Consider the following 12,897-nt stretch of genomic DNA (forward strand, 5'->3'; position numbering starts at 1 on the left):
CGCACAGTCGTGACCGCAGGGTCGTGACCGCATGACTCCCCTCCCCCTCCAGGAGGAGAATCGCACCATGGTGATCACCGCGCGCGCCCTCAACCGTTCCACTCTCGCCCGGCAGTTGCTCCTCGACCGCGCCCCCATCGGTGTCGAGGACGCCGTCCGGCGGGTGGTGGCGCTCCAGGCGCAGCAACCGGGGTCGCCCTACGTCGCGTTGTGGAACCGGGTCGCGGACTTCGACCCCGTGCGGCTCGACGGGGCCGTGGCCGGCTTCGAGGTGGTCAGGTCGACCCTGATGCGGCTCACGCTGCACCTGGTGCACGCCGGGGACTGGCGGGCCTTCCGGGAGGGCATGGAGCCGACGCTGCGCGGTTCGCGGCTGCACGACCCCCGGTTCAAGGCGGCCGGGTTCACGGCCGCGGACGCCGACGCGCTGCTGCCGGAGCTGCTGGCGTACGCCGGGGAGGCACGGACCGGCGCGCAGCTCCGGGCCCGTCTGGAGGAGGCGCGGGGCGGGCCGGTGGAGGCCGTCGTCTGGCGGATGATCCGCCAGTACGCGCCGTTGTGGCACGCGCCGACGGGGCCGCCGTGGTCGTTCGGGACGGCGCAGGCGTTCGTGACGGCGAGCACCCTGCCGGTGCCGGCCGACGCGGAGGCGGCGACGGCGGGGCTCGCCACCCTGCTCCGGCGCTATCTGGAGGGCTTCGGGCCGGCGTCCGTCCCCGACATGGCCCAGTTCACGACGGCCCCGAGGGGCAAGGTCCGCGAGGCGGTGCGGGTGCTCGACGGACAGCTCGACCGGCTGGAGGGGCCCGACGGGACGGTGCTGTACGACGTGCCGGGCGCGCCGCTGCCCGGCGAGGAGGTCCACGCGCCGCCCCGTCTCATGGCCATGTGGGACAGCGTCCTGCTGGCCTACGCGGACCGGGGGCGCGTCATCCCGCCCGCGTACCGCAAGCATGTGATCCGCGTGAACGGTGACACGCTGCCGACGCTGCTCGTCGACGGGTACGTCGCCGGGGTCTGGCGGCCGGTCGCCGGCGGCATCGAGGCCTCGGCCTTCCATCCGCTGCCCGCCGGCGTCTGGGAGGATCTCGCGGCCGAGGCCCGGGCGCTCGGCGGTCTCCTCACCGCCCGGGACCCGGGGGTCTACCGCCGCTACGACCACTGGTGGGCCAAGGGCCTGCCGGCGGTCGAGACCCGGGTGCTCCCGGCCGCCTGACGACCGCCCGCCCCTCAGTCGGAGGCCCCGGCCGGCGTCGCCGCCGTCGCCACCTCCCTCAGCGCGATGTTGAGCCGGAGGACGTTGACCCGCGGTTCGCCGATGAAGCCCAGGACGCGGTCCTCGGTGTGGGCGGCGATCAGTTCGTCGACCTGGGCGGGGGTGAGGTGGTTCCTCGCCGCGATCCGGTGGGCCTGGAGCTTGGCGTACTCCGGGGAGATGTGCGGGTCCAGGCCGGAGCCGGAGGAGGTGACCGCGTCGGCGGGCACGTCCGAGGGCTTCACCGTGTGGCCGTTCACCGAGTTGTCCCTGATCACGGCCGCCTTCGCGTCGTTGACCCACTGGATGAGCCCGGCGTTGTCACCGGAGCGGTTGGTGGCTCCGGAGAGGAGCAGCCGGTACCGGGTGTTGGCGCTGTTGGAGCCGAGGCCGCGGGACGGGCGTGGCTGGAACCAGCGCGGGTCCGGCTTCCCGTCGGTCAGATAGGTCTGGCCGATGAGTGCGGAGCCGACGGTCTTCCCGCTGCCGTCCTTGATCTCGGAGCCGTTCGCCCTGCCGGGGAAGGCGGCCTGGGCGATGCCGGTGACGGCGAGCGGGTAGAGGACGCCGCACACGACGGTGAGGACGAGGAGGGCGCGCAGTCCGGCCCAGAGCACTCGGCCGGTGTTCGCTGCGGAGTTGGTCATGGTGAATCAGCACGCTTTCTGTCGGCGCGGTCGACGCGGTCTGGATGGTCTGCGCGGCCTGCGCGATCGACGTGGTCTGCGCGATCGACGCGGACTGCGCGGTCGACGCGGTCAACCCAGCCCGGGGACAAGAGAGAGGAGCAGGTCGATGAGCTTGATGCCGACGAAGGGCGCGATCAGCCCGCCCAGGCCGTAGATCCCGAGATTGCGCCGCAGCATGGAGTCCGCGCTGCTCGGCCGGTAGCGGACGCCCTTGAGGGCGAGCGGCACCAGGGCGACGATGATCAGGGCGTTGAAGATGACGGCCGAGAGGATCGCGGACTCGGGCGACGCCAGGCCCATGATGTTGAGCCTGTCGAGCGACGGATGGGCGACCGCGAACATCGCGGGGATGATCGCGAAGTACTTCGCCACGTCGTTGGCGATCGAGAAGGTCGTCAGCGCTCCGCGGGTGATGAGGAGTTGCTTGCCGATCTCGACGATCTCGATGAGCTTGGTCGGGTCGGAGTCGAGGTCCACCATGTTGCCGGCCTCCTTCGCGGCCGACGTCCCGGTGTTCATGGCCACGCCGACGTCGGCCTGGGCGAGCGCCGGGGCGTCGTTCGTGCCGTCGCCGGTCATGGCGACGAGCTTCCCGCCCGCCTGCTCGCGTTTGATGAGCGCCATCTTGTCCTCGGGGGTGGCCTCGGCGAGGAAGTCGTCGACGCCGGCCTCCTCGGCGATGGCCTTCGCGGTCAGCGGGTTGTCGCCGGTGATCATGACCGTACGGATGCCCATGCGGCGCAGTTCGCCGAACCGCTCCCGCATGCCCTCCTTCACCACGTCCTTGAGGTGGACGACGCCGAGGACCCGGGCGCTCCCCTCGTCCTCCAGGGCGACGAGCAGCGGCGTGCCGCCGGCCTGGGAGATCCGGTCCGTGAGCGCGGCCGCGTCCCCGGAGACGGTGCCGCCCCGCTCCCTCACCCACGCCACGACCGAGCCGGCCGCTCCCTTACGGACCTTCCGGCCGTCCACGTCCACGCCCGACATCCGGGTCTGGGCGGTGAACGCGACCCACTCGGCTCCCACCAGCTCGCCCTGCCGGCGTTCACGCACGCCGTACGCGGCCTCCGCGAGGACCACGATCGAGCGGCCCTCCGGTGTCTCGTCCGCGAGGGACGACAGCTGGGCCGCGTCCGCGAGTTCGGCCTCCGTCGTCCCGGCCACCGGCACGAACTCGGCCGCCTGCCGGTTGCCGAGGGTGATCGTGCCCGTCTTGTCGAGCAGCAGGGTCGACACGTCACCGGCGGCCTCGACCGCGCGGCCCGACATCGCGAGGACGTTGCGCTGGACGAGCCGGTCCATGCCGGCGATGCCGATCGAGGAGAGCAGGGCGCCGATCGTCGTCGGGATGAGGCACACCAGCAGGGCCGTGAGGACGATCAGCGAGGTCTGCTCGTCGGCGCCCGCGTAGACCGCGAAGGGCTTGAGGGTGACGACGGCGAGCAGGAAGACGATCGTCAGCGAGGCGAGCAGGATGCCGAGGGCGATCTCGTTGGGGGTCTTCTGCCGCGCGGCGCCCTCCACGAGGCCGATCATGCGGTCGATGAAGGTCTCGCCGGGCTTCGTGGTGATCTTGATGACGATCCGGTCCGAGAGCACCTTCGTGCCGCCCGTCACCGCGCACCGGTCGCCGCCGGACTCGCGGATGACCGGCGCCGACTCGCCCGTGATGGCGGACTCGTCGACGGACGCCACGCCCTCGACGACGTCGCCGTCGCCGGGGACGGCGTCGCCGGCCTCGCAGACCACGAGGTCTCCGACGCGCAGCTCCGTCCCGGGGACCCGCTCCTCGCCGTCACCGGCGAGCCGACGGGCGACGGTGTCGTTCCTGGCCTTGCGCAGGGTGTCGGCCTGCGCCTTGCCGCGGCCCTCGGCGACCGCCTCCGCCAGGTTGGCGAAGACCGTGGTGAGCCAGAGCCAGGCGGTGATCGCCCAGCCGAACCGGTCGCCCGGGTTCATCACGGCGAGGACGGTGGTGACCAGCGAGCCGATCAGCACCACGAACATGACCGGGGATCTGACCATGACCCGCGGGTCGAGTTTGCGCAGGGCGTCCGGGAAGGAGCTGACCAGCTGCTTCGGGTCGAACAGTCCACCGCCGACGCGGCCGGTCGTGGCCGGCCGGCCGCTGGGCGCCCCGGACTCCGGGGGCCGGGTGGGCGTGAGGGTGCTCATGCTGCGAGTCCTTCGGCGAGCGGGCCAAGGGCGAGGGCCGGGAAGTAGGTGAGACCGGCGACGATGAGGATCGTGCCGACGAGGAGGCCGGTGAACAGCGGCTTCTCGGTGCGCAAGGTGCCCGCCGTCTCGGGCACCGCCGTCTGTCCGGCCAGCGAACCGGCGAGCGCGAGGACGAACACCATGGGCAGGAACCGGCCGAGGAGCATCGCGATGCCGAGGGTCGAGTTGAACCACTGGGTGTCCGCGTCGAGGCTCGCGAAGGCGGAGCCGTTGTTGTTGGCGCCGGAGGTGTACGCGTAGAGGATCTCGGAGAAGCCGTGCGCGCCGGAGTTCGTCATCGAGTGCGAAGGGGTGTCCAGGGCCAGGGCGACGGCGGTGAAGCCGAGGACGAGCGCCGGGGTGACGAGGATGTAGCAGGCGGCGAACGTGATCTGGCGGGTGCCGATCTTCTTGCCGAGGTACTCGGGCGTGCGGCCGACCATCAGTCCGGCGATGAACACGGCGATGACCGCCATGATCAGCATGCCGTAGAGGCCGGAACCGACGCCGCCGGGCGCGAGTTCGCCCAGTTGCATGCCCAGCATCGTGATGCCGCCGCCGAAGCCCGTGTACGAGGAGTGGAAGGAGTTCACCGCGCCGGTCGAGGTCAGCGTCGTAGCGACCGAGAAGATCGCCGACGCGCCGATGCCGAAGCGGGTCTCCTTGCCCTCCATCGCCCCGCCGGCCGACTCGAAGGCCGGGCCCCTGCCGGCGAATTCGGTCCACAGCATCAGGACGGTGAAGACGATCCAGATGGCCGCCATCGTGCCGAGGATCGCGTACCCCTGCCGCAGCGAGCCGACCATCCGGCCGAAGGTCCGTGTCAGCGCGAACGGGATGAGCAGGATCAAGTAGATCTCGAAGAGGTTCGAGAGCGGGCCGGGGTTCTCGAAGGGGTGGGCGGAGTTGGCGTTGAAGTAGCCGCCGCCGTTCGTGCCCAGCTCCTTGATGACCTCCTGCGAGGCGACCGCCCCGCCGTTCCACTGCTGCGTCCCGCCGGTGAACTGCCCCACCTCGTGGATGCCGGAGAAGTTCTGGATCGCTCCGCAGGCGACCAGGACCAGCGCCCCGATCACGGAGATCGGCAGCAGGATCCGTACGACACCGCGGACCAGGTCGGCCCAGAAGTTGCCGAGTTCGCCGGTGCGGGACCTGGCGAAGCCGCGGACGAGGGCGACCGCGACCGCGATGCCGGCCGCCGCCGACACGAAGTTCTGCACGGCGAGGCCACCGGTCTGCACGACGTGCCCCATGGTCTGTTCGCCGGAGTACGACTGCCAGTTGGTGTTGGTGACGAAGGAGGCGGCGGTGTTGAACGCCTGGCCCGGGTCGATCGACACGAAGCCGAGCGAAGCGGGCAGCGAGCCCTGGACCCGCTGGAGCAGATAGAGGAAGAGGACGCTCACGGCGGAGAAGGCGAGGACAGCGCGCAGATAGGCGGGCCAGCGCATCTCCACCGTCGGGTCGGCGCCGATGCCCTTGTAGATCCACTTCTCCACCCGCAGGTGCTTGTCGGAGGAGTAGACCCTGGCCATGTGGTCACCGAGCGGGCGGTACGAGAGACCGAGCGCGACGACCAGGGCGAGGAGCTGGAGTACCCCAGCAAGAACGGGACTCATGGACGTACTCAGAACCTCTCGGGCTTGACGAGGGCGAGGACGAGATAGCCCAGCAGGGCGGCGGCCACGAGGAGACCGACGATGTTCTCGGCGCTCACAGCTTGGCCACCCCCTTGGCGATGAAGGCCACCAGCGCGAAGACCGCGACCGTGGTGACGACGAAGGCCACGTCGGCCATCGTGAGCTCCCGGATGCAGAGAGAAGGAAGAACGGATTCTCGGACGAGATGAGGAAACCCCTCTCCGGGCCGCTCGCCGCCGTTGTTGACACGCCCCTGACGCCGGGAATGCCCGTCTTGACGCTTCCCCTACGCGCGGCCCACCCCATTGCCAGTGGCCGGAGGGGGACATATCTTCGAGCGACACCTACGGACCGGGATGCTCGTCAGTCCCGGGGCGGTCCGCCGTTCACGGGCCGGACGGCGGGGAGCGGACCCTCAGGGCGACGGGGGCGCTGGACGCCGGGCGTACGGGATATCCGTATCCACGTACCCGCAGGAGCTGAGCAGCACATGAGCAAGCACGTCCTGGCCCAGAACCAGTACGGCAAGGCCGAGAACCGCATCGTCACGGTCACCCGCAAGGGCGACGACGGCGCGTGGCACGAGATCCGCGACCTGAACGTGTCGGTCGCGCTGCGCGGTGAGTACCGCGAGGTCCATCTGACCGGTGACAACGGCAACTGCCTGCCGACGGACACCACCAAGAACACCGTGTACGCCTTCGCCAAGGAGCACGGCGTGGCCTCCCCCGAGGCCTTCGCCATCCACCTCGCCCGGCATTTCGTCACCTCGCAGCCGGTGATCCACGAGGCGCAGATCCGGGTGGAGGAGTACGCCTGGGAGCGGATCCCGGTGCCGACGCGCAAGGAGCAGCACTCCTTCGTCCGCAAGGGGCAGGAGGTCCGCACCGCGCAGGTCACCTACTCGGAGACCACCGGTCTCCAGGTCCTCTCGGGCCTGAAGGAACTGACGGTGATGAACTCGACCAACTCCGAGTTCCACGGCTTCATCAAGGACCGGTACACGACGCTCCAGGAGGCGTACGACCGGATCCTCGCCACCAAGGTCACCGCCCGCTGGGCGAACTCGGCCCCGGCGGCGGCGGACCCTGAGCACGACTGGGACCGCTCGTACCAGAAGGTGCGGCGCCACATGCTGGAGGCGTTCGCGGAGACGTACAGCTACTCGCTCCAGCAGACGCTGCACGCGATGGCCGACCGGGTCCTGGACAACGTCCCGACGGTCAACGAGGTCCGGCTCAACCTGCCGAACAAGCACCACTTCCTGGTGGACCTGGAGCCCTTCGGGCTGAAGAACGACAACGAGGTGTACTTCGCGGCCGACCGGATGTACGGCCTGATCGAGGGCACCGTCCACCGTGACGGCGTCCGGCCGGTCATCGCGACCAGCGACTGGATCACCGCCTGAGGCTCACAGCAGGCCGGCCGCCCGGACTCCCAGCCATACGGCTCCGAGCCCGGCGGCCACGCTCCCGGCGACGTTGCGCACCGCGTACCCCTTCTCCCCGTTCTCGTACAGCTTCAGCGTCTCGTACGAGAAGGTGGAGTACGTGGTCAGCGCCCCGCACAGGCCCGTGCCGAGCAACAGGTGGACGTGGGTCGACGCGACCCCGGTGAGCAGCCCGAGCACGAAGGAGCCGACGACGTTCACCATGAACGTGCCCCAGGGGAAGTCGGGGCCGAACCGGGCCCGTGCCGCACGGTCCGTGAGGTAGCGCAGGGGCGCGCCGACGGCGGCTCCCGCGACGACGAGCAGCCAGTTCACCCGCGCCGCACCCGCCTCCGGCCGGTCCGCGCGCGTGCGGCCCTTGCGGCGGTGACCCCGGCCAGGACGGCGGCGAGCGCGGTGACCACGGTCCCTCCCAGGTAGAGCAGGCCGCGTGTCGGGTCACCCGCGCTCAACAGCCGTTCCGTTTCGAGGCCGTACGTCGAGAAGGTGGTGAACCCGCCGCAGAATCCGGTGCCGAGGAACGGGCGGAGAAGGGGGTGCGGGACGGCCGTCGACCACTCGGTCGACCGCTCGGTGAGAAGAACCATCAGAACACCGAGCAGCGCGCACCCGGCCGCGTTCACCGTGAACGTCGTCCACGGGAAGGCGTCTTCTGGGGTCGGCCAGAGCAGCCCCGCGCCGTAGCGGGCGGTCGCGCCGAGCGCGCCGCCGGCGGCCACCGCCGCGACGACCGGCAGTTCGGCACGCAATCGCATCCCCACAGACTACGAGGGGGCGGACAAGGCGAGGCGCACAGGCGCGGACCCAGGCCTGGGGCATTAACCGGGGTCCGGCCCGTGCAGCCTCGCTCTGCGATGGTCCGGCCACGCACCGCGACGGGTCAAAGCGGGGCCGGCGAGTCTGTCAGATCCCCGGCGGTTCCCCCCGCGGGGTGTCCCGGATGGCCGGCCGGGGTCGTGTCAGGGGCGGGAGCGGCCGTCCGGAAGGGGCTGCGACCTGCGACGACACGGCGGGAGGTGGTCCGGCCACCATCCGGCGGCCGATTCGGGTGCCGGGTACACCTCGTCCCGGAGGGCGGTGCCGGGCGACGGTGGTGGAGCAGCGGGAGGGAGCTGCGCAACCTTCGGGCAGGAGTGTCGTGAGTACATCCGTCGCAATCAAGCGCAGGGCCGTCGCCGGGGCTGTTCCGCCGGCCGTTCCCCTGGGCGTCGTCAGTTCCGTCGGCGCGGCCGGCTCGCGCGAGGACGTCTACGCCGAGCTCTGCGGGGCGCTGTTCTCCGGCTTCCCGCGCCGTGACCAGCGTCTGAAGGCCGAGCAGTACCTGCACGGTCTGCTGACCGCGCAGGGCCGCAAGTCCATCCGTAACATCGCCGCCCAGATAGGCGGTCCGGCGGCCGAGCAGAGCCTCCACCACTTCGTGTCCAGCTCGACCTGGGACTGGCAGCCCATGCGGGCCGCGCTCGCCCGGTTCCTGGAGCGGAACAGCTGCCCGCAGGCCTGGGTGGTGCGTCCCATGCCGATCCCGAAGGCCGGGGAGCACTCGGTGGGCGTGGACCGGCGCTTCGACCCGGAGCGCGGGCAGGTCTTCCACGGCCAGCAGGCGTTCGGGGTGTGGTTCGCGAGCGACGAGCTGAGCGTCCCCGTGAACTGGCGCCTGTTCCTGCCGGACCCGTGGGTCAACGACCGGACCCGGCGGGACCGCGCGGAGGTTCCCCAGGAGGCCGGCGAGGAGACCCTGGAGGAGTGCGCGGTCGCCGCGGCGCTGGACACGGCCCGCTGGTCGGACGTCACCCGCAAGCCGGTGCTGCTCGACATCCGGGGCGGCGCGGGGCGTGCGGCCCTCACCCGGCTCGCCGGGGCGGGGGTGCCGGTCGTGGCCCGGATCGGTCCGGGTTCCCGGCTCGCCATCGCCGACCGGTCGCTGCCCGGTTTCGGGGCGGGCCCGCTGACCGCCGTACAGATCCTGGAGTCGCTCAAGGGGCTGCGGAGGCCGGTGAGCTGGGTGGACACCGTGGCGGGGGCGCGGACCTCGCGTACGTCGCTCGCGACGGCCGTCCGGGTGGCGCTGCCGACGCCGGGCGGGGAGCGGATGCGTCCGCTGGTGCTCCTCGGCGAGTGGGACGACCCCCGGCGGGCGCCGGCGCGGGTGTGGATCAGCGATCTGACCGGGTCTCCGGTCGGCTCCCTGCTGCGGCTCACGAAGCTGGCCCGGCGCGTGGAGCGGGACTTCCTGGAGGTCGGGGAGGGGGCGGGGCTCCGGGACTTCGTGGGCCGCTCGTTCCGTGGCTGGCACCGTCACATCACGCTGGCCTCGGCGGCCCACGCGGCGACGGTCATGGCCGCCACCGACTGGTCGGCGGCCTACGCCTCCGGCTACGGCTCGCGACGCACGGCGAGCTGACGGGGCGACGGGCGGAGGCCGTACGCGCGCGTGGGGAAGGCCCCGCGCGCGCCTGCGACGGGCGGGGGCCGGCTACGCGCGCGTGGGCGGGCCCGTCAGTTGCCGCGCTCCGGCGGGCCCGGCTGGCGGGCCGGGTCCGTCGCGGCGCGGCCGCGGGCCAGGACCTCCCGGGTGCGCTGGAGGCGCAGGGCCAGCTGGACCTCCAGGACCTGGCCGGGCTTCTGCCATTCGGGGCCGAGGAGTTCGCTGATCCGTTCCAGACGGCGGGAGACCGTGTTCGGATGGACGTGCAGCGCCTCGGCCGCGTTCGTCGGGCTTCCGCCGGAGGCGAAGTACGCCTCCAGGGTGTGGGTGAGGTCGGTGAACCGCTCGGCGTCGTAGTCGAGTACGGGGCCGATGGCGGCCTCGACGAAGCCGTCGACGTCGTTGTCGTCGGAGAGCAGCAGCCCCAGGAACCCCAGGTCCTGCACGGAGGCCGCCGAGCCGGTGCCCCCGAGCGCGCTCATCGCGTCGAGGCAGCGCCCGGCCTCCTGGTGCATCCGTGCGACGCCGTCCGGGCTCCAGCCGGGTCCGGCCGCGGCGACCGAGACGGGATGGCCGAGCAGCGGTGACAGTTCGGCGGCGACGGCCTTGGCCGCGGCGGAGGCGTCGATGCCCGGGAGCAGCAGCACGATGCAGCCGCCCTGCACGGTCTTCAGACCGGAGAGGCGGTACGCGTACGAGGACGCCCACACCACGGCCCTGCCCTGCTCGCCGCCCTCGGGCCGTGCGAGCACCAGGACGTGCGGTTTGCGCAGGTCGACACCGAGGCGGCGGGCCCGCTGGGCTATCTGCTGCGGGGCGTGCGGCGGGTCGGCGATGAGGTCGTCGAGGAGTTCGTCGCGGACGGGTCCTTCGGCGACGGCGGTGGAGCGCCGCATGAGGAGCAGGAAGGCGACGGACTGGGCGGCGAGTTCCAGGAGCCGTTCGTCCTCACCGGTGAGTCCGCCGGCGGCGCGGATGACGAGGCCGCCGAGGTCCTCGGAGCCGGCGATGACGGGGGCGACCCAGGTGTCGTCGGCGGCGAGGACCGGGCGGCGGCGGGCGTGGGCGTCGAGCGAGGCCTTGGCGACGGCCTCCTCGTCGAGTCGGGGAAGGTCTCCGGCGACGGCGAGGCAGCGGCCGCCCTGGTCGCGGATCATCACGGTCGCGTCGAGGGCGTCGGCCGCGGCCTTGGCGACGTTGCACAGGTCGCCGCCCGCGAGGACGAGATTCATGATGCGGCCGTGGGCCTCGCTGACGTGCCGCATGCGGGTGAGGCTCGTACGGACCCGGGAGCTGTCCCGTTCCAGTTCGGAGACCTCGGCGCGGGTGCGGTCGATGAGTCCGGCCTTGTCGACGGCGAGGGCGGCGAGGTCGGCGAGGGCCGCGAGCAGCCCGATCTCCTCGGAGGTGTGGTGGCGGACGCGGCGGTCGGCGCCGTGGAGGGCGCCGATCACGGTGTCGCCGCTGCGCAGCGGCGCGGCCATGATGGCGTGCAGGTCCTCGGAGCGCAGGGCCGCTTCGGCGGCCTCGTCGAAGGCCGGCGCGTGGACGCCGGCGTCGAGGGAGCCGGAGGGGGCGAAGCGCTCGTCGGCGAGGTAGTCGGCGGTCCAGACGGGTTCGCCGTGCAGCTGTACGGCGCCGGCGAGCCCGTATCCCTCGGCGATCCGCAGTCCGGGGGCGAGCCTGGGTCCTTCGGCGCGTCCGGCGCGGGAGCCCTCCGTGCTGTGGACGTAGCAGGCTCCGTGGGGGCCGCGGAGGGTGACGTACGCCAGGTCGAGGCCGAGCAGCCGGCGGGCGCGGCGGGTGATGACGCGCAGCAGGCTGTCGAGGTCGTAGGAGGAGGTCAGGTCGCGGGCGGTGTCGGTGAGGGCGGCGATTCCGGCCTCGCGGCGCACCTCCTGCTCGCGTCCGGTGCGGACCTCGCCGGCGAGTGCGACGGCCCGTTCGAGGCGGTGGAGTTCCTCGCCGGCGAGTCCGGAGAGGCGGGCCTCGTCGAGGAGGGCGTCGAAGCGGGCGGGCGGGGCGTGCCGGGCGAGCAGTTCGAGGACCGTGAGCAGCGCGTCGGCACCACCGGCTCCGTCGGCGCCGTGCAAGGTCATGGTTCCCGTCCCCCGTGGTCGAGCGAAATCGGGCACCTGGGAGGAAACCCGTACTGCTCGCCGAAACTAATTCGGCTTCGGGAGTCGGTCAACGGTGAGTTGCCGCACTTCATTCCCCGTCGCGGTCCTGCCGTGACCGCCGTGGTCCGCATCGCGGACCGGTCGTCCCGCCGGGTGGTCAGCCGACGGAGCCCGCCGGGACGAGCCGGGCCCGTGGCGGGCTGAACTGGGCGGGGATCCGGGGGGTGTAGAGGGGGCGGACCGTGGTGTTCCGTACGGTGAGGACGGAGCGCTGGAGACGGCGGAGCCGGGCCGAGGGTTCCATGCCGGTCTCCCCCTTGAGCGCCACGCGCAGCCGCTCGTACACGGTGAGGGCCTCGTCGTGCTGTCCGCAGCGGAGCAGGGCGACCATGTAGTGGGCGTGGAGGGGCTCGTTGGTGCGGTAGCGGGCGACGAGTCCGGAGAGTTCGGAGACGAGTTCGGCGTGCCGGCCGAGGCCGAGCTGCGCTTCGACCCACTGGTCGAGGACGCTCAGCCGGGAGGTTTCGAGGCGCTCGATCTCCCTGCGGAGGCGGGGCCCGGGGGCGACGCCCGCGTACGGTTCGCCGCGCCACAGGGCCAGGGCCTCGCCGAGGCGGAGCGCGGCGCGCGGGAGGTCGCCCGCTTCCATGGCGCGGTAGCCGGCGCCGGCCGCGCGCTCGAACTGCCAGACGTCGTGGGCGCCGCCACCGGTGTCGAGCCGGTAGCCGCCGGGCTGGGAGACGAGGATCGCGTCGGCGGTCCGCCGCTCGGACCAGCCGACGCCGGGTTCCGCGGGGTGGGCGCCGCGCAGCGCGGCCGCGATGAGGGCGCGCAACTCGGCTATGTGGCCCTGGAGTTCGGCGCGGGCGCCGCGGGGGGCGCCCGACGGCCACAGTTCCTCGGTCAGCACGGTCACGGGGACGACCTGGTCGGCGCTGGCGGTGAGCAGGGCGAGGAGCTGCCGGGGCGCGGCCGCCGTCGGGGTGATCGACACCCCGTGCTCACGTACCGACAGTCCCCCCAGGATCCGGACGTCCACCTTGCCCCCTCAGTGCCTGTGCGGTGTCTGCGCGCGGGATGACTCTCGTTGATTAGAAAAGA

At 72.2% G+C, this 12,897-nt stretch carries 11 protein-coding genes; 3 read left to right on the forward strand and 8 right to left on the reverse strand.

What is annotated here, in order from left to right; all coding sequences use genetic code 11:
- Window positions 1–67 precede the first annotated feature (67 nt).
- A complete protein-coding gene (locus ACFVYX_RS01610; RefSeq protein ID WP_389679498.1) occupies window positions 68–1,216 on the forward strand; it encodes a winged helix DNA-binding domain-containing protein in 1,149 nt (382 codons plus the stop codon).
- Window positions 1,217–1,230: 14 nt separating this feature from the next.
- Here ACFVYX_RS01610 and ACFVYX_RS01615 read toward each other — a convergent pair whose 3' ends face one another.
- From ACFVYX_RS01615 to kdpF, 4 genes are all read right to left on the reverse strand, one after another.
- Window positions 1,231–1,902: a potassium-transporting ATPase subunit C gene (locus ACFVYX_RS01615; protein ID WP_389679254.1), complete on the reverse strand. Its 672-nt coding sequence runs from the start codon at window positions 1,900–1,902 to the stop codon at window positions 1,231–1,233.
- A gap of 111 nt (window positions 1,903–2,013) precedes the next feature.
- Window positions 2,014–4,119 (reverse strand): potassium-transporting ATPase subunit KdpB, encoded by a 2,106-nt coding sequence (gene kdpB / locus ACFVYX_RS01620; RefSeq protein WP_389679255.1) that lies wholly within the window; start codon window positions 4,117–4,119, stop codon window positions 2,014–2,016.
- Window positions 4,116–5,780, reverse strand: coding sequence for a potassium-transporting ATPase subunit KdpA (gene kdpA / locus ACFVYX_RS01625; RefSeq protein ID WP_389679256.1), 1,665 nt, complete (start codon window positions 5,778–5,780; stop codon window positions 4,116–4,118). Before kdpA ends, kdpB begins: the two co-directional genes overlap by 4 nt.
- A gap of 8 nt (window positions 5,781–5,788) precedes the next feature.
- Window positions 5,789–5,878 (reverse strand): K(+)-transporting ATPase subunit F, encoded by a 90-nt coding sequence (gene kdpF / locus ACFVYX_RS01630; protein WP_033204243.1) that lies wholly within the window; start codon window positions 5,876–5,878, stop codon window positions 5,789–5,791.
- A gap of 413 nt (window positions 5,879–6,291) precedes the next feature.
- Here kdpF and pucL point away from each other — a divergent pair, with 413 nt between their 5' ends.
- Entirely contained in the window at window positions 6,292–7,209 is a 918-nt protein-coding gene (pucL, locus tag ACFVYX_RS01635; RefSeq protein ID WP_389679257.1) for a factor-independent urate hydroxylase, read from the forward strand.
- A gap of 3 nt (window positions 7,210–7,212) precedes the next feature.
- Here the strand turns inward: pucL and crcB are convergent, their stop codons facing one another.
- On the reverse strand, window positions 7,213–7,566 hold the full coding sequence (gene crcB, locus ACFVYX_RS01640) for a fluoride efflux transporter CrcB (protein ID WP_389679258.1): 354 nt from the start codon (window positions 7,564–7,566) through the stop codon (window positions 7,213–7,215).
- On the reverse strand, window positions 7,563–8,006 hold the full coding sequence (locus tag ACFVYX_RS01645; RefSeq protein ID WP_389679260.1) for a CrcB family protein: 444 nt from the start codon (window positions 8,004–8,006) through the stop codon (window positions 7,563–7,565). Before ACFVYX_RS01645 ends, crcB begins: the two co-directional genes overlap by 4 nt.
- Window positions 8,007–8,389: 383 nt before the next feature.
- Between ACFVYX_RS01645 and ACFVYX_RS01650 the strand changes: the two genes are divergently transcribed.
- A complete protein-coding gene (locus ACFVYX_RS01650; protein ID WP_389679261.1) occupies window positions 8,390–9,652 on the forward strand; it encodes an IS701 family transposase in 1,263 nt (420 codons plus the stop codon).
- A gap of 95 nt (window positions 9,653–9,747) precedes the next feature.
- On the opposite strand, the gene ACFVYX_RS01655 is transcribed toward ACFVYX_RS01650, so the two are convergent.
- Window positions 9,748–11,775, reverse strand: coding sequence for a helix-turn-helix domain-containing protein (locus ACFVYX_RS01655; RefSeq protein WP_389679262.1), 2,028 nt, complete (start codon window positions 11,773–11,775; stop codon window positions 9,748–9,750).
- 178 nt (window positions 11,776–11,953) lie between these two features.
- Window positions 11,954–12,835, reverse strand: coding sequence for a BTAD domain-containing putative transcriptional regulator (locus ACFVYX_RS01660; protein WP_389679263.1), 882 nt, complete (start codon window positions 12,833–12,835; stop codon window positions 11,954–11,956).
- Window positions 12,836–12,897: the final 62 nt, after the last annotated feature.

The organism is Streptomyces sp. NPDC058326, from assembly GCF_042879855.1.
Lineage (GTDB): Bacteria > Actinomycetota > Actinomycetes > Streptomycetales > Streptomycetaceae > Streptomyces.